Genomic DNA, 18687 nt, shown 5'->3' with positions numbered 1-18687 from the left:
GAGAGAAACTTCCTGAATTGACGTGGCTTGCTTGGGTAGGAAAAGCGTTTACGGCAACCACAAAACAAATGTGGGAGGGGGCTTGCCCCCGATTGCGTAGTGTCAGCCCCATATTAGCTGGCTGACACACGGCTATCGGGGGCAAGCCCCCTCCCACATTTTTATCTGTGCTTGGCTTTAGCTATTCGGCAACAACCGGCACGTAATGCTCTTGATATAGCGCGTCTCGACAATCGCCGGATGCACCGGATGGTCCGGGCCCTGGCCGCCGCGTTCGAGCATCTGGATATTGCGGTCCAGGTGGCGGGCGCTGGTCAGCAGGATGTTTTGCAGGTCGTCTTCCGGCAGGTGCATGGAGCACGACGCGCTGACCAGGATGCCGTCCTTGCTGAGCAGGCGCATGGCTTGCTCGTTGAGGCGGCGGTAGGCGCCTTCGCCGTTCTTCATGTCTTTTTTGCGTTTGATGAAGGCCGGTGGGTCGGCGACGATCACATCGAAGCGTTCTTCGCTGGCTTTCAGTTCTTTCAAGGCTTCAAACACGTCGCCTTCGATGCAGGTCATCTTCTCGGCAAAGCCGTTCAGCGCGGCGTTGCGCTCCACGCCGTCGAGGGCGAAGGCGGAGGCGTCGACGCAGAACACTTCACTGGCGCCGAAGGCCGCAGCCTGCACGCCCCAGCCACCGATGTAGCTGTACAGGTCGAGTACGCGCTTGCCCTTGGCATACGGGGCCAGGCGAGCGCGGTTCATGCGGTGGTCGTAGAACCAGCCGGTTTTCTGGCCCTGGATTACCGGGGCTTCGAATTTCACGCCGTTTTCTTCCAGCGCCACCCACTCCGGCACCAGGCCGAACACGGTTTCGACGTAGCGGTTAAGGCCTTCGGCATCGCGCGCGGCGGAGTCGTTCTTGAACAGGATGCCGCTTGGCTTGAGCACCTGTGTCAAGGCAGCGATCACGTCTTCTTTATGGGCTTCCATGGTCGCCGAGGCGATCTGCACCACCAGGATGTCGCCGAAACGGTCGACGACCAGGCCTGGCAGCAGGTCGGAGTCGCCGTAGACCAGGCGGTAGAACGGCTTGTCGAACAGGCGGTCGCGCAGGGACAGGGCGACGTTGAGGCGGTGCACCAGCAGCGACTTGTCCAGCGGCAACTTGATGTCGCGAGACAGCAGGCGGGCGCAGATCAGGTTGTTCGGGCTCATGGCCACGATGCCCAGGGTCTTGCCGCCGGCGGCTTCGAGGATGGCCTGGTCACCCGCCTGGAAGCCGTGGAGTGGGGTGGCGGCCACGTCGATTTCGTTGCTGTAGACCCACAGGTGGCCGTTGCGCAAACGACGATCGGCGTTGGCTTTGAGACGCAGGCTTGGCAGGGACATGACGTCGCTCCGGAAAAAAGAGCGGGAGTATACCTGTTGCGGCGCGGTTCATGTGGGCATGGGCTTGCCCGCGATGCAGGCGGCGCGGTGTATCTGACGTACGGCGGTGATGCCATCGGCAGCAAGCCCACTCCCACATTTAGTCCGGTTTCAATCGGGCATTTGGGTGTCGGTCAGGTTTGCTTAGAGGTTAGAATCCCCGTCTAGCCCAGAGTATGTACTTATGTCCCAAGAGCTTTCCGCCGAACAGATCCAACAGGCCCTGCAGGGCATCAGCGTGCCGCCCCAGCCGCAAATCATGGTGGATTTGCAGATGGAGCAATACATGCCCGATCCGGACCTGGAAGTGATCGCGCGGCTGATCTCCCAGGACCCGGGCCTGTCGGGCGCACTGCTGAAGATCGTCAACTCGTCTTATTACGGCCTGAGCAACAAGATCGCGTCGATCCAGCGCGCAGTGAACCTGTTGGGCAGCCGTTCGATCATCAATCTGATCAACGCGTTGTCGATCAAGGGCGAGATGAGCGACGACACCATCGTCATCCTCAACCGCTTCTGGGACACCGCCCAGGATGTGGCCATGACCTGCCTCACCCTGGCCAAGCGCACCGGCGCCCAGGCGGTGGACGAGGCCTATGCCCTGGGCCTGTTCCATGACTGTGGCGTGCCGCTGATGCTCAAGCGCTTCCCCAACTACATGGCGGTGCTGGAGCAGGCGTATGCCAATGCCGGCCCCGATTGCCGCGTGGTCGACACCGAGAACAACGCGTTCAACACCAACCATGCGGTGGTCGGCTACTACACCGCCAAATCCTGGCGCCTGCCGCAGCATGTGACCGACGCCATCGCCAACCACCACAACGCCTTGGCGATCTTCAGCGATGAGTCGTCGCGCACTCCGCAGCTCAAGAACCTGCTGGCGATCCTGAAAATGGCCGAGCATATCTGCTCGTCCTACCGTGTACTGGGCAGCCAGACGGTGGACCATGAATGGAATGCCATCGGCCACCTGGTGCTGGACTACGTGGGGCTGTCGGACTACGACTTCGAGAGTATGAAATTGTCGATCCGCGAACTGGGCGCCCACTGATCCTTCCTTAAAGAGGCACCTATGCCCGAGTTACCAGAAGTCGAAACCACCCGGCGCGGGATTGCGCCCCACCTGGAAGGCCAGCGGGTCAGCCGCGTGGTGGTGCGTGAACGGCGCCTGCGCTGGCCGATCCCGGAAGACCTCGATGTGCGCCTGTCCGGGCAGCGCATCGTGCTGGTGGAGCGGCGGGCCAAGTACCTGTTGATCAATGCCGAAGTGGGCACCTTGATCAGCCACCTCGGCATGTCGGGCAACCTGCGTCTGGTAGAGGCTGGCATGCCGGCGGCCAAGCATGAACATGTGGATATCGAGCTCGAATCCGGCCTGGCCCTGCGCTACACCGATCCTCGGCGTTTTGGCGCGATGCTCTGGAGCCAGGACCCGCACAACCATGAACTGCTGATCCGACTGGGGCCGGAGCCGCTGACCGACCTGTTTGACGGCGAGCGTCTGTTCCAGCTGTCCCGTGGGCGGTCGATGGCGGTGAAGCCGTTCATCATGGACAACGCGGTGGTGGTGGGTGTGGGCAATATCTACGCGACGGAAGCGCTGTTTGCGGCGGGGATCGATCCGCGTCGTGAGGCGGGTGGTATTTCGCGAGCGCGTTATTTGAAGCTGGCGATCGAGATCAAGCGCGTGCTGGCGGCGGCCATCGAGCGTGGCGGCACCACGTTGCGCGACTTTATCGGCGGCGACGGGCAGCCGGGGTATTTCCAGCAGGAACTGTTCGTCTATGGCCGGGGCGGCGAGGCGTGCAAGGTCTGCGGCAGCGAATTGCGCAATGTGGTGCTGGGACAGCGCGCGAGTGTGTTTTGCCCTAAGTGCCAGAGCTGATTGATGGGTGATTGCTGATATTGCCATCGGGGGCAAGCCCCCTCCCACAGTGAAAGTGTTCGCAATCCAAATGTGGGAGGGGGCTTGCCCCCGATGAGGTCATGACAGGCGCTAAAGGTGGGTCAGGCCTTACCGGTAATCTTGCGGTACTTCTCCATCAGTTGCTCTTGCGTCTCTGGATGGGCTTCATCCAGCGGGATGCAATCCACCGGGCACACTTGCTGGCACTGAGGCTCGTCGTAGTGGCCGACGCACTGGGTGCACAGGTTGGGGTCGATCACGTAGATCTCTTCGCCCTGGGAAATTGCGGCGTTCGGGCACTCGGGTTCGCAGACGTCGCAGTTGATGCAATCGTCGGTGATGATCAGGGACATGGAAACTCCTGCCAGGGCCGTCCGCCAAGGCATCTGAAAACTAATGCGCGCAATTGTGCCGCATTGGCGCCCGCAGTGCGAGCAGGCGCCGATTGGGGGCTTATTTCTTGAAGCGCAGGGTCAGTGCATCCGCCACGGCCGGGTGCACGAACTTGGTGATATCTCCGCCCAAAGCGGCAATTTCACGGACCAACGTCGAGGAAATGAACGAATAGCGTTCCGACGGTGTGAGGAACAGGCTTTCCACGTCCGGCGCCAGTTGGCGGTTCATGTTGGCCAACTGGAACTCGTACTCGAAGTCCGACACCGCACGCAGGCCGCGCAGGAACACATTGGCGTTCTGCTCTTTGGCGAAATGCGCCAACAGTGTGGAAAAGCCCACGACTTCCACATTGGGCAGGTGTTTGGTGACCTCACGCGCCAACTCCACGCGCTGTTCCAGGGGAAACAGCGGGTTTTTCTTGGGGCTGGCCGCGACCGCGATGATCACATGGTCGAACAAGCGTGAGGCACGTTCGACCAGATCGCCATGGCCTTTGGTAATCGGGTCGAAGGTACCTGGGTACAACACTCGGTTCATCGCGTCGTCCTGGCGGAGTCCGTTGGGGAACCGGATGGTATCGCAGCCGTCCCGGTCGGGAAAGTCAACTTATGCAGAAGAAAGCACTATAGACACGGCGAATACCGTGTTTTTTCACGCTGTTTTCAGACGTTCGGCCAAGGCTGTCGCCAGTTGGGCGGTCAAACCGTACACCGATAATTGTGGGTTGGCCCCAATGCTGGTGGGGAATAGAGAGCCATCGTGGATCGACAGGTTGCGCAACTGATGATGGCGACCCAGGCTGTCGGCCACTGCATTTTTCGGGTCTTCGCCCATGGCGCAACCGCCCATCACATGGGCGCTGCCCAGGCAGGTGCGATGCAGTTCCAGATTGAGGCCTTCAATCAGCGTGCGCGCTTCGCCCAGGGTTTTTACGTAGCGGGCATCGTGATGCAGCGGCTTGACCGACTTGGCGCCCGCCGCGAACTGGATCTCGGCCATGCTGTGGAAGGCACGACGCAAGCCATTCCAGGCGTAGTCCGACACCTGGTAGTCGAGCACCGGCGTGCCATCGCCACGTAGCTCCACGCTGCCGCCCGGGCTGTCGGGGTGGAAGCCGTCGCGCAGCAGCGCCAGCATCGCGTGGGTGTTGGGCAATTGGCTCATGTCCAGGGCGTTTTGGGTGCCGTAACCGCCGAGCAGGGTGCTGGCCAGCGCCGGGTGCAAGGGCGGCGCCTCCAGCTTGTACGACATTTTCCCCGTGGTGCCGTCCTGCCACTGGAAATGGTCGGAATAGATCGACTGCGGCGCGCCGTAGAACGGGTTGATCACCTCGTCGAACAGCCCGGCGGAGAAGTTCACCAAGTGCAGGAACGTGCGTTTACCCAGCCGCGAGTGCGGGTCGGGCGCGTCCGAGCGCATCAGCAGCGCGGGGCTGTTGATGCCGCCGCCCGAGAGCACGTAATGTTTGGCCTTCACAGTGATCTTGCGTCCGGTAGGCGCCACGCAACGCTCGTCCATTGCCATACATTCCAGGCTACTGATGGTGTCGCCGCTGTATTTGAGGCGCTCGGCGCGGGCCAGGTACAACAGCTCGCCGCCTTTTTCCAGGGTGGACGGGATGGTGGTCACCAGCATCGATTGCTTGGCGTTGACCGGGCAGCCCATCCCGCAATAGCCCAGGTTGAAGCAGCCGCGCACATTGCGCGGGATCACATGCCAGCTGTAACCGAGCTTTTCGCAGCCTTTGCGGATCACATCGTTGTTGGGGTTGGGGGGCAGGGCCCAGGGCGCGATGCCCAGGCGTTGTTCCATTTTTTCGAACCAGGGCGCCATTTCGGCGCTGCTGTGGCCCTTTACGGCGTACTCGCTGGCCCAGTGAGCGAGGGTGGCGTCCGGGGTGCGGAAGCTGGACGTCCAGTTGATCAGCGTAGTGCCGCCCACGGCTCGGCCCTGCAGGATGGTGATAGCGCCGTCCTTGCTCATGCGACCGATGCCCTCCTGGTACAGGCTGGTGTAGGCCTCGTCCTCCAGTAGCTTGAAGTCGCTGCTGGTCTTGAGCGGGCCTTCTTCGATCAGCAGCACCTTGTAGCCGGCGGCACTGAGGATTTCGGCAGTGGTGCCGCCGCCGGCACCGCTGCCGATGATCACCACATCGGCTTCCAGGGTCAGGTCGTTATCGAGGGTGGCGCCATTGTGGGTTTTCCAGCCACGGGCCATGCCGTCGCGGAACAGGTCGGGTACGGGCATCAGGGTCGTCTCTTGTTTTTATGGGAGGGCGGCGAATCAAATCTTCGGCGGGCCGGGGTAACCGCAATGCGCCCAGGACGCCGGCTGGAAATACCAGGCCATGATCACCAGCTTGAGCAGCGAGCCCTGGCCCATGCGCAGCAGGTTCAGGTAGCTGTTTTCCCAACGGTGCAGGAAGTTGCGGATCTGCTCGCCGCTGGCGTTTTCCCAACTGCCCCAGATTCCGGTCAACGGTCCACGGGTGACGCCCATGCCCAATACGTCGAACAGTTGCTGGGTAAGCTTGAACATCTCCGGCGACAGGTGTTGCAGGCTGAAGTCGAGCTTCTTGAGGGTGTCTTCAATCCCGCTGGCAACTTCCTGGGCGCTGGCCACGCCTTCGAGCAGCACCGGGATGACCGCGCGCAGGAACGGCAAGTCACTGCTGCGCAGCATGGCAAAACCGCTGGCCGGCGTGCTGCTGGAGCAACCGCTGAGGCTGGCGCCCAACCCGGCGGTAGCCAGGAAGGCGCTGGCGCACAGGCCAATCTTCAAGACACCGCGCCGCGACAGCGCGGGTGAATCAGTCAGGCTAGGGTTCATTGTTATTGTTATCCCGTGGGTGGCGGTTTCAGCGAACGAACAGCTTCTGGATCAACGTCTGGATGGCTTTGCCGTAGGGCGGGTAGATCAGCTTCGCCGCGTTAAGGCGCTGTTTCACCAGCACCCCCTTGGCTTTGCTGAACGTCAGGAAGCCTTCATGCCCGTGATAGTGGCCCATACCCGACGGGCCGATGCCGCCAAAGGGCATGTCGTCCTGGGCCACATGCAGCAGCGTGTCGTTCAGGCACACGCCGCCGGAATGGGTTTCGTGGAGCACGCGGTCCTGCTCGCGCTTGTTGTAACCGAAGTAGTACAGGGCCAGTGGACGAGGGCGTTGGTTGATGTAGGCAAAGGCCTGGTCGATACCGCGATACGGCACGATCGGCAGCACCGGGCCGAAGATCTCGTCCTGCATCACGGTCATGTCATCGCTGACATTCAGCAACAGGCTGTGGGCCATGCGCCGCGCCTGGCCCTGGTCATACAGCGGGATCAGGGTGGCGCCCTTGTCGGTGGCGTCCTTGACGTAGGCATTCAGCCGGGCCAGCTGTCGTTCGTTGATGATGGCGGTGTAGTCCGGGTTGTCGGCCAGGGTCGGATAAAATCCGCGAACGGCCTGGGTGTAGGCCTCGACGAAGCCGTCGACGCGGTCTTCCGGCACCAATACATAGTCGGGCGCGACACAGGTTTGGCCGGCGTTCAACGCCTTGCCGAAGGCGATGCGTTCGGCGGCGTCCTTGAGTGGTACATCCGCAGACACGATGGCCGGCGACTTGCCGCCCAGCTCCAGGGTGACCGGTGTGAGGTGTTCGGCCGCCGCACGCATCACATGCTTGCCGATGCTGGTGGCGCCGGTGAACAGCAGGTGGTCGAAGGGCAGCTTGGAAAACGCCATGCCCACCTCGGCTTCGCCCAGCACTACGCACACCAGGTCTTCGGGGAAGATTTTCGTCAGCAGCACCTTGAGCAACTCGCCAGTGGCGGGGGTGGACTCACTGAGCTTGAGCATCACCCGGTTGCCCGCCGCCAACGCGCCGACCAGCGGACCAATGGCTAGGTACAGCGGGTAATTCCAGGGCACGATCACGCCAACTACGCCCAACGGTTGATAGATGACTTTGGCCGAGGCCGGTTGGAAGGCAATGCCTACAGCGCGCCGGGATGGTTTCATCCAACCCTTGAGGTGTTTGCTGGCATAGTGAATGCCATGCAGGCTGGGCATCAGTTCGGCAAACAGGGTTTCGTCGGCACTGCGGTGGCTGAAGTCCTGGCTGATCGCGTTGATCAGTGCCTGGCGCTCGTCGCTGAGCAGGTCGCGCAGAGCCTTGAGCCATTGCTGGCGCTGCGCGGCCGATGGCATCGGGTTGGCGGCGTAGGCACGACGCTGGGTGTCGAACAGGCGCTGGAGTGAGTCCAGTGCCTGGGAATCTTGCAGGTAGGCAACGTTGGCAGACATGGCGGCGTTCCCGATTGTTATAGGTCTGCCTGGATTTTTAGAGTCATTACTCTAAATTGTCAAATAACATTGCAGCAACATCCGGTTTTATCCGTGCAAGGATAGGCCGTAAGATGCCTTATCACGTGTACAGAAGCTGATCCCCTATGGCACCACGAGTAAAGACCAGCGAGCGCATTGTGCAAACCAGCCTGGAGCTTTTTAACCAGCAGGGCGAGCGCAGTGTGAGCACCAACCACATTGCCGCCCACATGGAAATTTCGCCGGGCAACCTGTACTACCACTTCCCCAACAAGCAGGCGATCATCGCCGTGCTGTTTCGTGAATACGAAGCCCTGGTGGACAGTTTCCTGCGCCCACCCCAAGGCCGCGCCGTCACCGTCGAAGACAAGCGCTTCTACCTGCAGGCCGTGCTGGCCGGTATGTGGCGCTACCGTTTCCTGCATCGCGACCTCGAACATCTGCTGGAAAGCGACCCGGAACTGGCCACCGGCTACCGGCGCTTTTCCCAGCGCTGCCTGACCCAGGGCGGCGCCATTTACCAAGGGTTTGTCGACGCTGGCATCCTCAATATGGACCCGGTGCAAACCGAAGCCTTGACCCTCAATGCCTGGATCATCCTCACCTCCTGGGTGCGCTTTCTGTGCACCACCAATGAAAACTCCGCCCACCTGAGCGCCGAGGCGATCAAGCGCGGGGTGTATCAGGTGCTGGTGCTGGAGGCGGGGTTTGTCACGCCCCAGGCGAAGGAGGCCGTGGATGCGTTGTTCAAAGAATTTTACGTGCCGTTGAATCAGGCATTGGAAGAAGTGAAGTAGGACCTTTCCCGAATCTGTTCATAGGAGTCCGTCATGCCGCTTGCCCAACTGATCAGCCCCCAGCAATTGGCCGAGCGCCAGAAGGCCGGCGGGTTGGTGATCCTCGATTGCCGTTTTGCCCTGGAAGACCCTGACTACGGGCTCTGCAGCTATGCCGAAGGGCATATCGAGGGCGCGCAGTACGCTGACCTGGAACGCCACCTCAGTGGGCCAGTGATCAAGGGCGTGACCGGTCGCCATCCGTTGCCGGCCGCAGATACCTTCGCCGAGCAATTGCGTGCCTGGGGGATCAACGCCGACACCGATATCGTGCTGTATGACGACGGCCCCGGTGCCTATGCCGCACGGGCCTGGTGGTTGTTGGCGTGGCTGGGCAAGCGCGATGGCGTGTTTATTCTGGATGGTGGCCTCAAAGCCTGGCATGCGGCGGGTTTCCCGCTGAGCCTGGACGCGCCGGTGGTTGAGCCGGGTGCCTTCGTTGGTGCGCCAGATAATCGCCTGGTGCTGGATGCCGAGCAAATGCAAAAACGCCTGGGCCAACCCGGCCTGACCTTGCTCGACGCCCGTGCACAGCCGCGCTTTCGCGGTGAAGTCGAGCCGATCGACCCGGTGGCCGGGCACATCCCTGGGGCGCAGTGCGCGGCGTTCAACGAAAACCTGGGTGCTGATGGCCGCTTCCTGCCGGCAGACCAGCTCAAGCAACGCTTCGCCGCCCAACTGCAAGGTCGCTCGCCGGATCAACTGGTGGCGTACTGCGGTTCAGGGGTGACGGCGTGCCACAATCTGTTTGCCCTGAGCCTGGCCGGTTACCCGTTGGGCAAGTTGTATGCAGGGTCGTGGAGCGAGTGGATCACCGATCCGGCACGGGCCATCGCTACCGGCGACTGAGCAACCAGGCCGGAATACGGCGCTCCAGGTAATAACCGGGGCGCTTCAGTGTTCCATCGACAAAACCGACATGCCCGCCCTTGGCCAGCAATTCGAATTCGGTGCAGTCCGACAGCTCACTGGCCTCGGGCAGGCTGTGGGCAAACACAAACGGGTCATCGGCGGCCTGGATGATCAGGGTCGGCGTGCGGATATCGCCCAGATAATAGCGACTGGAGGCGCGGCGGTAATAGTCCTCGGCGTTCAGGAAACCGTGCAGCGGCGCGGTGACCCGGCCGTCGAAGTCCCAGAACGTGCGCATCTTGTCCAATGAGCCCAGGGCCTCAAGCGTCTTCAACCCCTCCGCACGACCATCCTCTAGAAAGCGCCGTTGCTTGACGCGGATATAGGCCAGCATTTCCCGCATGAAATGCTTCTGATAAACCCGCGAGAATCCCAGGCCGATGCGATCCGCGCACTGGTCCAGGCGAAACGGCACCGATACCGCCGCCGCGCCTTGCAGCCCTGATGCTTCGCCGGTTTCGCCCAAATGCTTGAGCAGCACATTGCCGCCCAGTGAATAACCCACCGCATACAGCGGCGCCAGCGGTCGCTTGGCGCGCAGATGGGCAATCGCCGCGGCCAGGTCTTCGCTGGCGCCGGAGTGATAGCTGCGCGCCAACAGGTTTGGTTCGCCCGAGCAGCCACGCCAATTCAGCGCCGCGCTGGCCCAGCCTTGCGCAGCCAGGGCTTTTTGCAGACCGGCCACGTAGGGCGAATTGGAGGAACCGGTCAACCCATGCAGTACCAGCACCAACGGTGCTTGCGCGTCATGGGGGCCATGCCAATCGAGGTCGAGGAAGTCGCCGTCTTCCAGCCACAGGCGTTCGCGTTGGCGTTCGATGTGGGTGGTAGGGCGCCACAGCGGCCCCCACAGTGTTTGCAGGTGGGGGTTGCCGAGGCCGAAGGCGGGGGTGAACAGGTCGGAAGAAGGGGTCATGACACGCTCTGCTGCGGATGCATTTAACTGTGGCGAGCGGGCTTGCCCCGCGTTGGGCTGCGAAGCGGCCCCAAAACCAGTAATGATGTTCTAACTGAGCAATCGCGGTGTTCTTGGTGGGGCTGCTGCGCAGCCCAACGCGGGGCAAGCCCGCTCGCCACAACAAGCCCGCTCACTACAGAAAGCCCGCTCGCCACAAACAGAGGTCAGGCGGCGCTGCGTTGCCACAACGCGTAATACACCCGTCCGGACTTCTGTTCCCGGTGTAGGCGCCAGGTGGCCGGCAAGCCCAGGGTAGAAGGGGCGGTCTCGCTTTCAGTGTAGATCCACGAATCCGCTGCCAGCCATTGGCGATCTTCCAGCAATGCGCACACGGCTGGCAGCAAGTTCTGGTTGAACGGCGGGTCGAGGAACACCACGTCGAACTCGCTGGCCGGCTGGGTTTCCAGGTAGCGCAGGGCGTCGGCGGTTTGCACCTGGCCGGTGGTGCAGCGCAGGGTGCCCAGGTGTTCCTTGAGGCTGGACACCGCCACATTGCTGGCGTCCAGCGCCTGGCCCAGGGCGGCGCCACGGGACAGCGCCTCCAGGAACAGCGCGCCACTGCCAGCGAACGGGTCCAATACTTTGGCGCCTGCAATGTATGGAGCCAGCCAGTTGAACAGGGTTTCACGCACGCGGTCAGGCGTCGGGCGCAGGCCTACGACGTCGGGGAAGCTCAGCTTGCGGCTGCGCCATTCGCCGCCAATGATGCGCAGCTGGCCCACACCGTTATGCACGTTGTGGACAGGTTTTTTCGGGCGAGATGAACTGGCCATTAATGCTCCGGAACCCCGAGCGGCTGCTCGGCGGGTTTATCAGTGGGGGGCGGTAGTGGCTTTTGCGCAATCGTCGGGCCGGCGGTCACGATGACCATCTTGTCGGCGCTCAAGTGTTTATTCATTGCAGCCTTGACCTGCTCTACGGTCAGGGCCTGGGATTGTTTCATGAAATCTGCCAGATAGGTCAGCGGCAGGTTGTAGAAACCCATCGCGCCCAACTGCCCGACGATATCGGCGTTGCTGGCGGTCGACAGCGGGAAACTGCCGGCCAGCTCGCGCTTGGCGTCATCCAGTTCTTTTTGCGTCGGGCCGGTCTTGAGGTAGTCGGCCACCACGTCCTCGACCAGGCGCAGGGTGCCGCCGCTCATTTCGGCGCGGGTCTGCAGATTGATCATGAACGGGCCACGCACCTGCATCGGTGAGAAACCGGAGTACACGCCGTAGGTCAAACCACGTTTTTCACGCACTTCGCTCATCAAGCGAGTGCCGAAACCGCCACCGCCGAGGATCTGGTTACCCAGGGACAAGGCTGCGTAGTCCGGGTCGGCACGGTCGATGCCCAGTTGCGCGAACAGCAAGTGCGTCTGTTTGGACGGGAACTCGATACGAGTCAGGCCCGGTTTGGGTTCGGTCGGCTGAGCAATTTTTGGCAGCGCCGGGCCCTTGGGCAGCGATGCAGAAACCTTGGCCGTCATGGCTTCGGCTTCGGCGCGGGTCAGATCGCCCACTACCGCAATCACCGCGTTGCCTGTTGCGTAAGCCTTGGCGTGGAACGCCTGCAACTGCGCGATGGTGATCTTTGGCACGCTCTCGGGCGTGCCTTCGCTCGGGTGCGCGTAAGGGTGGTCGCCGTACAGGTGCTTGAACAGTTCAAGGCTGGCCAGCTTGCCGGGGTTCTGCTTCTGGTACTCGAAGCCGGCGAGGATCTGGTTCTTGATCCGGGCCAGGGAGTCGGCCGGGAAGGTCGGTTTGCCGATCACCTGGTCAAATAGGCTCAGGGCGGCGTCGCGTTTGCTACTGTCGCTGAGGCTGCGCAGGGACACCAGCGCCATGTCGCGGTATGCACCATTGCCAAAGTCCGCGCCCAGACCTTCGAAATCACGGGCGATCTGGCTCACATCCTTGCCCGGTACGCCTTCGTTGAGCATGGCGTTGGTCATCAGCGCCAGGCCGGGTACGTTGCCGTCCTGGCTGCTGCCGGCGGCGAACAGGATGCGCATGTCAAACATCGGCAGTTCATGGGCTTCGACGAACAGCACCTTGGTGCCTTCGGCGGTGGTCCAGGTCTGTACGTCGAGCTTGCGGTTGGTCGGCGCCTTGTCGTCCAGTTCCGCCAGGGATTGCAGCTTGCTGCTCGATTGGGCTTTTTCCAGTGCCTGGCTGGCGACGGACTCGCTCGGACGCAGGAAATACACGGCGCTCGCCGCAATCAGGGTGACGACGATCAGGCCGGGGAAGATCAGGCGGCTGCTTTTGCGATCACTCATGAGCGGTCTCCTCAGGCAAAACATGGGCGACGCTCAGACGTTCGCGGGTGAAGTAGGTGCGCGCGGCTTTCTGGATATCTTCCGGGGTCACGCTTTGCAGGTCGGCGAGCTCCGTGTCCATCAGTTTCCAGGACAGGCCGACGGTCTCCAGGGAGCCGATGGCCGTGGCCTGGCTGGTGATGGAGTCACGCTGGTAGACCAGGCCGGCAATGACCTGGGCGCGGATGCGTTCCAGTTCTTCGGCGGTCGGCGGCTTGGCCTTCAACTCTTCCAGCAGGCGCCACAGGCCGGCTTCTGCCTGGGCGACGGTTTTCTTCTTCTGCTGATTCGGCGTGGCGCTCAGCATGAACAGGGTATCGCCACGGGTGTAGGCGTCGTAGTTGGTGGACGCAGCGGAAACCAGCTCTTCACCACGCTCCAACTGTTCGGAGATGCGGGCGCTGTAGCCGCCGTCCAGCAAGGCCGAGATCAGGCGCAGGGCCTGCACCGAACGCTTGTCTTCGGCGGTGGCCAGGCCTGGCACGTTGAAGCCCAGCATTACGCTCGGTAGTTGGGTTTTCACATGCAGCGTCAGCAGGCGCTCGCCGGGCTCGGCCAGTTCCATCGGGATCTTGGCCGGTGGCACGTCACGCTTGGGGATCGGGCCGAAGTAGCGCTGGGCCAGGTTCTTCACTTCGTCCGGGGTGACGTCGCCGACCACCACCAATGTGGCATTGTTCGGCACGTACCAGGATTGGTACCAGTGGCGCAGCTCTTCGACTTTCATGCGGTCCAGGTCGGCCATCCAGCCGATGGTCGGCGTGTGGTAGCCGCTGGCCGGGAATGCCATGGCCTTGAAGCGCTCGTAGGCCTTGGACATCGGGTTGTCGTCGGTGCGCAGGCGGCGCTCTTCCTTGATCACCTCGATCTCGCGGCTGAACTCGTCGGCCGGCAGGCGCAGGCTGGCCATGCGGTCGGCTTCCAGCTCGAAGGCGACGCCCAGGCGGTCGCGGGCCAGCACCTGGTAATAAGCGGTGTAGTCATCGCTGGTGAAGGCGTTCTCTTCGGCGCCCAGGTCGCGCAGGATCAGCGAGGCTTCGCCGGGGCCGACCTTGGCGCTGCCCTTGAACATCATGTGTTCCAGGGCGTGGGACAAACCGGTCTGGCCCGGGGTTTCGTAGCTCGAACCGACCTTGTACCAGACCTGGGAAACCACCACCGGGGCGCGATGATCTTCGCGCACGACCACCTTGAGGCCGTTGTCCAGGGTGAATTCATGGGTGGGTTGTGGGTCGGCAGCCAAGGCTGAAAGAGGCAGACAAACTGTGCTGAACAGCAGGCCTGCGGCGTGGCGGGCTAGAGCATTCATTCGTTTTTAAACCTGTTGGGCTGCCCGCTTGGTCTTAGCGTCGGCGGGCGAGGAGGTGCTAGGATACTGATCCGACTGAGGGACGGCCACTGCGGCCGTCTTGTTGAGGCCCTATTTTGGCCTTCAAAATGTTGCGCATGAACGAGCTGGCTAAAAAACAGTCTGTTACGCATCGAATTTTATTTACCGGCGCGCCCCTTGGCGCGTCGCTACCTTGAGATAGCCGTCTCCATGTTTGGTTCCAACGACGACAAGAAGACCCCAGCCGCGGCTGGCGAGAAGAAAGGCCTGTTCGGATGGCTGCGCAAAAAACCGCAGGAAACCGTCGACGAACACCCGCCGGTTCAACCTGAACCTATCCCTGAGCCAACAGTAGAAGCCGAACCGGTTGCCGAAACCCCGGCGCCGGTGGTATTGCCGATGGCCGAGCCGGTGTTGCAGCCGGTCGTCGAGGCTGTCCCGGAACCCGAGCCGGAACCCGAGCACAAACCGTGGCTGGAACTGCCGGTGGCTGAAGAGCCCGTGGCGCTGGTCGAAGATGTGCAGGCTGAGCACATCGCCCCGCCGATTCCGGCTGTGGCCGAGGTGGCAGTGCCTGCTGTTGTCGAGCCGGAGCCCGTCGTCGCACCTGTCGAAACCAGCAAGACCGGCTTCTTCGCCCGTCTCAAGCAAGGCCTGAGCAAGACCAGCGCCAGCATTGGCGAAGGCATGGCCAGCCTGTTCCTGGGCAAGAAGGTCATCGATGACGAACTGCTGGAAGACATCGAAACCCGCCTGCTCACCGCCGACGTGGGCGTCGAAGCCACTGCCGTGATCATCCAGAGCCTCACCCAGAAGGTCGCGCGCAAACAGCTGACCGACGCCGACGCGTTGTACAAATCCCTGCAGGCCGAGCTGGCCGCGATGCTCAAGCCGGTGGAAGCGCCGCTGGTGATCACCCCGAAAAAACCTTTCGTGATCCTGGTGGTGGGCGTCAACGGCGCCGGCAAGACCACCACTATCGGCAAGCTGGCCAAGAAGCTGCAGTCCGAAGGCAAGAAAGTCATGCTGGCAGCCGGCGATACCTTCCGTGCCGCCGCGGTTGAACAACTGCAGGTGTGGGGCGAGCGCAACAAGATCCCGGTCATCGCCCAGCACACCGGCGCCGATTCCGCCTCGGTGATCTTCGATGCCGTGCAAGCCGCCAAGGCCCGTAACATCGACGTGCTGATCGCCGATACCGCCGGTCGCCTGCACACCAAAGACAATTTGATGGAAGAGCTGAAAAAGGTTCGCCGTGTGATCGGCAAGCTCGACGCAGACGCGCCGCACGAGGTTCTGCTGGTACTGGACGCTGGCACCGGCCAGAACGCCATCAGCCAGGCCAAGCAATTCAACCAGACGGTACAACTGACCGGCCTGGCATTGACTAAGCTCGACGGCACGGCCAAGGGCGGCGTGATCTTCGCCCTGGCCAAGCAGTTCGGGTTGCCGATTCGTTATATCGGCGTCGGTGAAGGCATCGACGACCTGCGCACCTTTGAAGCCGAACCCTTTGTACAGGCACTGTTTGCCGAGCGGGAGCGTTCATGATTCGATTCGAACAGGTCGGTAAACGCTATGCGAACGGGCATGTCGGCTTGCATGAGCTGAGCTTTCGAGTGCGTCGCGGCGAGTTTCTATTTGTAACCGGTCACTCCGGCGCAGGCAAAAGTACGTTGTTGCGCCTGCTGCTGGCCATGGAGCGTCCGACCACCGGTAAGTTGCTGTTGGCGGGCCAGGACCTGGCCACCATCAGTAATGCGCAGATTCCGTTCCTGCGCCGCCAGATCGGCGTGGTGTTCCAGAATCACCAGTTGCTGTTCGATCGCACCGTGTTCAACAACGTGGCGCTGCCGTTGCAGATCCTCGGGCTGTCCAAGGCCGAGATCGTCAAGCGCGTGGACTCGGCCCTGGAGCGCGTGGCGCTGTCGGACAAGACCGATCTCTACCCTGGCGACCTGTCCACCGGCCAGCAACAGCGCGTCGGTATCGCCCGCGCTATCGTCCACCGCCCGGCCCTGCTGCTGGCGGACGAACCCACCGGCAACCTCGACCCGCGCCTGGCGGCCGAGATCATGGGCGTATTCGAAGACATCAACCGCCTGGGCACCAGCGTGCTGATCGCCAGTCACGACCTGGCACTGATCGCGCGCATGCGTCATCGCATGCTCACTCTGCAACGTGGCCGCCTGATCGGTGACGGGGAGGCCGGCGTATGAGTGCAACACGCAGCCCTAAAGTCTCCGAACGCGTGGCGCCGAAACCGGCCGACCCGCAACCGCCGAAGAAAAAACACGACCACGATGACGATGGTCCGGACTTCAGCACCTTGCTGCGCGCCTGGATCGAAAGCCATCGCGCCAGCCTGGTCGACAGCCTGCGCCGCCTGGGCAAGCAGCCGATCGGCAGCTTTTTCACCTGCCTGGTGATGGCAGTGGCCCTGAGCCTGCCGATGGGCCTGTCGCTCCTGCTTAATAATGTGGAGCGCCTGGGCGGTTCCTGGCAGCGCGCAGCGCAGATTTCGCTGTACCTGAATATCGACGCCAGTGCCAAAGATGGCGAAGCGTTACGCGACGACATCAAGAACATCCCCGGCGTGGCGGATGCCGAGTACATCAGTCGCGATCAGGCACTGGAAGAGTTCCAGCAACAATCCGGCCTGGGCGAGGCGCTCAAGGAGCTGCCACAGAACCCGCTGCCGGGCGTGGTCCTGGTGACGCCGAACGAGGTGGACAAGCCGGCGCTGGAAGCCCTGCGACAAAAACTCGCAGAGATGCCCAAGGTGCAACAGGCGCAACTTGATCTAGTCTGGGTAGAGCGCCTGGCCGCGATCCTCAAGCTGGGCGACCGCTTTGTGTTCGGTCTGACAGTGCTGTTGGTGTCTGCATTACTTTTGGTGATAGGTAATACCATTCGTCTTCATATTGAAAACCGTCGCACCGAGATAGAAGTGATTAAACTGGTCGGCGGCACGGACAGCTATGTGCGTCGGCCTTTTCTGTACATGGGCGCGCTTTATGGCTTTGGTGCCGGGATTTTGTCCTGGGGCGTGCTGGCTTTTGGCCTGGACTGGCTGAACGACGCGGTTGTCGGGCTTGCCGGACTCTACGGCAGTGATTTCGCCCTGGCTGGCGTGCCGGTAGCCGATGGTCTGAGTCTCTTGCTTGGCGCGGTATTGTTGGGGTATATCGGTGCTTGGATTGCGGTCGCTCGTCATTTACGTGAGCTGGCACCGAAGTAGTTAATGTCAGATTAATGTGGTTTCGTTTGTATTGACCGTATTGGTGGTTTAGGGAACTTGTCCTACGGTTCCCGGTCAATTTTCGCAGTGCTTCACTGCACGAGTTATGTGAGTCGGAGGTTTTTTCGTATGACCACTTCTTTGCAACCTGCTTATGCCTTGGTCCCGGGTGCGAACCTGGAAGCCTATGTGCACACGGTCAACAGCATTCCGCTGCTGACGCCCGAGCAGGAGCGTGAACTGGCCGAGAGTCTCTACTATGAGCAGGATTTGGGGGCGGCTCGGCAGATGGTGCTCGCCCACCTGCGTTTTGTCGTACATATCGCCCGTAGCTATAGCGGCTACGGCCTGGCTCAGGCTGACCTGATCCAGGAAGGCAACGTCGGCCTGATGAAGGCTGTAAAGCGCTTCAACCCCGAGATGGGTGTGCGCCTGGTATCGTTTGCCGTGCACTGGATCAAGGCGGAAATCCACGAGTTCATCCTGCGCAACTGGCGCATCGTGAAAGTCGCGACCACCAAGGCCCAGCGCAAACTGTTCTTCAACCTGCGCAGCCAGAAAAAACGCCTGGCGTGGCTGAACAACGAGGAAGTCCACCGCGTGGCCGAAAGCCTTGGTGTGGAACCGCGTGAAGTGCGCGAGATGGAAAGCCGCCTGACCGGCCACGACATGGCCTTCGACCCCGCTGCTGAAGCGGACGACGACAGTGCCTTCCAATCGCCGGCCAACTACCTGGAAGACCACCGTTACGACCCGGCGCGTCAGCTGGAGGATGCGGATTGGAGCGACAACTCCAACCACAACCTGCACGCAGCACTGGAAGTGCTGGACGACCGCAGCCGTGACATCCTCTACCAGCGCTGGCTGGCAGAAGAAAAAGCCACGCTGCACGACCTGGCGCAGAAGTACAACGTGTCGGCCGAGCGGATTCGTCAGCTTGAGAAAAGCGCGATGAACAAGCTGAAACTGTCCATCGCAGCCTAAAAATATGGGAGGGGGCTTGCCCCCGATAGCAGAGTGTCAGTCAACATCAAGGTGACTGGTCCATCGCTATCGGGGGCAAGCCCCCTCCCACATTTGTTTTTGT

18 protein-coding genes are annotated in these 18687 nt (G+C 61.8%); 8 read left to right on the top strand and 10 right to left on the bottom strand.

The genetic code is table 11. From position 1 onward, the window contains the following. Positions 1 to 177: 177 nt before the first annotated feature. The gene (locus tag K5K89_RS27555; protein WP_005792302.1) at positions 178 to 1374 is read right to left on the bottom strand and encodes a class I SAM-dependent rRNA methyltransferase; all 1197 of its coding nucleotides are present in this window, start codon (positions 1372 to 1374) and stop codon (positions 178 to 180) included. A gap of 277 nt (positions 1375 to 1651) precedes the next feature. Here K5K89_RS27555 and K5K89_RS27550 point away from each other — a divergent pair, with 277 nt between their 5' ends. Then, complete coding sequence (locus K5K89_RS27550; protein ID WP_222541760.1) at positions 1652 to 2464, top strand: HDOD domain-containing protein; 813 nt, start codon at positions 1652 to 1654, stop codon at positions 2462 to 2464. A gap of 21 nt (positions 2465 to 2485) precedes the next feature. Further along, on the top strand, positions 2486 to 3298 hold the full coding sequence (mutM, locus tag K5K89_RS27545; protein WP_071490390.1) for a bifunctional DNA-formamidopyrimidine glycosylase/DNA-(apurinic or apyrimidinic site) lyase: 813 nt from the start codon (positions 2486 to 2488) through the stop codon (positions 3296 to 3298). Positions 3299 to 3420: 122 nt separating this feature from the next. On the opposite strand, the gene K5K89_RS27540 is transcribed toward mutM, so the two are convergent. The 5 genes from K5K89_RS27540 to K5K89_RS27520 all read right to left on the bottom strand — a co-directional run bounded on the left by K5K89_RS27540 (position 3421) and on the right by K5K89_RS27520 (position 8000). After that, a complete protein-coding gene (locus K5K89_RS27540) occupies positions 3421 to 3672 on the bottom strand; it encodes a YfhL family 4Fe-4S dicluster ferredoxin (protein ID WP_003176712.1) in 252 nt (83 codons plus the stop codon). 100 nt (positions 3673 to 3772) lie between these two features. Further along, positions 3773 to 4252 carry a pantetheine-phosphate adenylyltransferase gene (gene coaD / locus K5K89_RS27535; RefSeq protein ID WP_003176711.1) on the bottom strand — a complete coding sequence of 160 codons (480 nt, stop codon included), beginning with the start codon at positions 4250 to 4252 and terminating at the stop codon, positions 3773 to 3775. Positions 4253 to 4366: 114 nt separating this feature from the next. Continuing rightward, on the bottom strand, positions 4367 to 5962 hold the full coding sequence (locus K5K89_RS27530) for a GMC family oxidoreductase (RefSeq protein ID WP_222540595.1): 1596 nt from the start codon (positions 5960 to 5962) through the stop codon (positions 4367 to 4369). Positions 5963 to 5998: 36 nt separating this feature from the next. Next, positions 5999 to 6544 carry a twin-arginine translocation pathway signal protein gene (locus tag K5K89_RS27525; RefSeq protein WP_071490388.1) on the bottom strand — a complete coding sequence of 182 codons (546 nt, stop codon included), beginning with the start codon at positions 6542 to 6544 and terminating at the stop codon, positions 5999 to 6001. Positions 6545 to 6572: 28 nt separating this feature from the next. Next, a complete protein-coding gene (locus K5K89_RS27520) occupies positions 6573 to 8000 on the bottom strand; it encodes a coniferyl aldehyde dehydrogenase (protein WP_071490387.1) in 1428 nt (475 codons plus the stop codon). A gap of 146 nt (positions 8001 to 8146) precedes the next feature. Between K5K89_RS27520 and K5K89_RS27515 the strand changes: the two genes are divergently transcribed. Both K5K89_RS27515 and K5K89_RS27510 read left to right on the top strand, forming a co-directional pair. Then, the gene (locus tag K5K89_RS27515) at positions 8147 to 8818 is read left to right on the top strand and encodes a TetR/AcrR family transcriptional regulator (protein WP_016976019.1); all 672 of its coding nucleotides are present in this window, start codon (positions 8147 to 8149) and stop codon (positions 8816 to 8818) included. A 33-nt stretch (positions 8819 to 8851) separates the two neighbouring features. Next, entirely contained in the window at positions 8852 to 9706 is an 855-nt protein-coding gene (locus tag K5K89_RS27510) for a sulfurtransferase (protein ID WP_222540594.1), read from the top strand. Here K5K89_RS27510 and K5K89_RS27505 read toward each other — a convergent pair. The 4 genes from K5K89_RS27505 to K5K89_RS27490 all read right to left on the bottom strand — a co-directional run bounded on the left by K5K89_RS27505 (position 9693) and on the right by K5K89_RS27490 (position 14338). Continuing rightward, complete coding sequence (locus K5K89_RS27505; RefSeq protein WP_093527236.1) at positions 9693 to 10685, bottom strand: hydrolase; 993 nt, start codon at positions 10683 to 10685, stop codon at positions 9693 to 9695. The genes K5K89_RS27510 and K5K89_RS27505 overlap by 14 nt on opposite strands. A gap of 206 nt (positions 10686 to 10891) precedes the next feature. After that, entirely contained in the window at positions 10892 to 11500 is a 609-nt protein-coding gene (gene rsmD / locus K5K89_RS27500) for a 16S rRNA (guanine(966)-N(2))-methyltransferase RsmD (protein WP_222540593.1), read from the bottom strand. Further along, complete coding sequence (locus K5K89_RS27495) at positions 11500 to 12990, bottom strand: M16 family metallopeptidase (RefSeq protein WP_222540592.1); 1491 nt, start codon at positions 12988 to 12990, stop codon at positions 11500 to 11502. The genes rsmD and K5K89_RS27495 overlap by 1 nt, the downstream gene beginning before the upstream one ends. Continuing rightward, positions 12983 to 14338: a M16 family metallopeptidase gene (locus K5K89_RS27490; protein WP_222540591.1), complete on the bottom strand. Its 1356-nt coding sequence runs from the start codon at positions 14336 to 14338 to the stop codon at positions 12983 to 12985. The genes K5K89_RS27495 and K5K89_RS27490 overlap by 8 nt, the downstream gene beginning before the upstream one ends. A gap of 231 nt (positions 14339 to 14569) precedes the next feature. On the opposite strand from K5K89_RS27490, the gene ftsY reads away from it, so the two are divergent. The 4 genes from ftsY (at position 14570) to rpoH (ending at position 18584) form a co-directional block, all read left to right on the top strand. Continuing rightward, positions 14570 to 15910: a signal recognition particle-docking protein FtsY gene (gene ftsY / locus K5K89_RS27485; RefSeq protein WP_071490380.1), complete on the top strand. Its 1341-nt coding sequence runs from the start codon at positions 14570 to 14572 to the stop codon at positions 15908 to 15910. Beyond that, a complete protein-coding gene (gene ftsE / locus K5K89_RS27480) occupies positions 15907 to 16578 on the top strand; it encodes a cell division ATP-binding protein FtsE (protein ID WP_003234627.1) in 672 nt (223 codons plus the stop codon). The genes ftsY and ftsE overlap by 4 nt, the downstream gene beginning before the upstream one ends. Next, complete coding sequence (ftsX, locus tag K5K89_RS27475) at positions 16575 to 17600, top strand: permease-like cell division protein FtsX (RefSeq protein ID WP_016976026.1); 1026 nt, start codon at positions 16575 to 16577, stop codon at positions 17598 to 17600. The genes ftsE and ftsX overlap by 4 nt, the downstream gene beginning before the upstream one ends. A 129-nt stretch (positions 17601 to 17729) precedes the next feature. After that, positions 17730 to 18584 (top strand): RNA polymerase sigma factor RpoH, encoded by an 855-nt coding sequence (gene rpoH / locus K5K89_RS27470; RefSeq protein WP_222540590.1) that lies wholly within the window; start codon positions 17730 to 17732, stop codon positions 18582 to 18584. Positions 18585 to 18687: the final 103 nt, after the last annotated feature.

The sequence above is a fragment of the Pseudomonas sp. DR208 genome, from assembly GCF_019823005.1.
Taxonomy (GTDB): Bacteria; Pseudomonadota; Gammaproteobacteria; order Pseudomonadales; family Pseudomonadaceae; genus Aquipseudomonas; species Aquipseudomonas extremorientalis.
The sequence above is the reverse complement of the archived record's forward strand: the minus strand, read 5'-3'. Positions and strand labels throughout refer to the sequence as shown.

Coding starts and splice junctions, on each gene's coding strand:
- rpoH (WP_222540590.1), top strand. CDS start 17,730: ATGACCACTTCTTTGCAACCTGCTTATGCCTTGGTCCCGGGTGCGAAC.
- K5K89_RS27520 (WP_071490387.1), bottom strand. CDS start 8,000: ATGTCTGCCAACGTTGCCTACCTGCAAGATTCCCAGGCACTGGACTCA.
- K5K89_RS27505 (WP_093527236.1), bottom strand. CDS start 10,685: ATGACCCCTTCTTCCGACCTGTTCACCCCCGCCTTCGGCCTCGGCAAC.
- ftsE (WP_003234627.1), top strand. CDS start 15,907: ATGATTCGATTCGAACAGGTCGGTAAACGCTATGCGAACGGGCATGTC.
- K5K89_RS27530 (WP_222540595.1), bottom strand. CDS start 5,962: ATGCCCGTACCCGACCTGTTCCGCGACGGCATGGCCCGTGGCTGGAAA.
- K5K89_RS27515 (WP_016976019.1), top strand. CDS start 8,147: ATGGCACCACGAGTAAAGACCAGCGAGCGCATTGTGCAAACCAGCCTG.
- K5K89_RS27540 (WP_003176712.1), bottom strand. CDS start 3,672: ATGTCCCTGATCATCACCGACGATTGCATCAACTGCGACGTCTGCGAA.
- rsmD (WP_222540593.1), bottom strand. CDS start 11,500: ATGGCCAGTTCATCTCGCCCGAAAAAACCTGTCCACAACGTGCATAAC.
- mutM (WP_071490390.1), top strand. CDS start 2,486: ATGCCCGAGTTACCAGAAGTCGAAACCACCCGGCGCGGGATTGCGCCC.
- coaD (WP_003176711.1), bottom strand. CDS start 4,252: ATGAACCGAGTGTTGTACCCAGGTACCTTCGACCCGATTACCAAAGGC.
- ftsY (WP_071490380.1), top strand. CDS start 14,570: ATGTTTGGTTCCAACGACGACAAGAAGACCCCAGCCGCGGCTGGCGAG.
- K5K89_RS27555 (WP_005792302.1), bottom strand. CDS start 1,374: ATGTCCCTGCCAAGCCTGCGTCTCAAAGCCAACGCCGATCGTCGTTTG.
- K5K89_RS27525 (WP_071490388.1), bottom strand. CDS start 6,544: ATGAACCCTAGCCTGACTGATTCACCCGCGCTGTCGCGGCGCGGTGTC.
- K5K89_RS27510 (WP_222540594.1), top strand. CDS start 8,852: ATGCCGCTTGCCCAACTGATCAGCCCCCAGCAATTGGCCGAGCGCCAG.
- K5K89_RS27495 (WP_222540592.1), bottom strand. CDS start 12,990: ATGAGTGATCGCAAAAGCAGCCGCCTGATCTTCCCCGGCCTGATCGTC.
- K5K89_RS27490 (WP_222540591.1), bottom strand. CDS start 14,338: ATGAATGCTCTAGCCCGCCACGCCGCAGGCCTGCTGTTCAGCACAGTT.
- ftsX (WP_016976026.1), top strand. CDS start 16,575: ATGAGTGCAACACGCAGCCCTAAAGTCTCCGAACGCGTGGCGCCGAAA.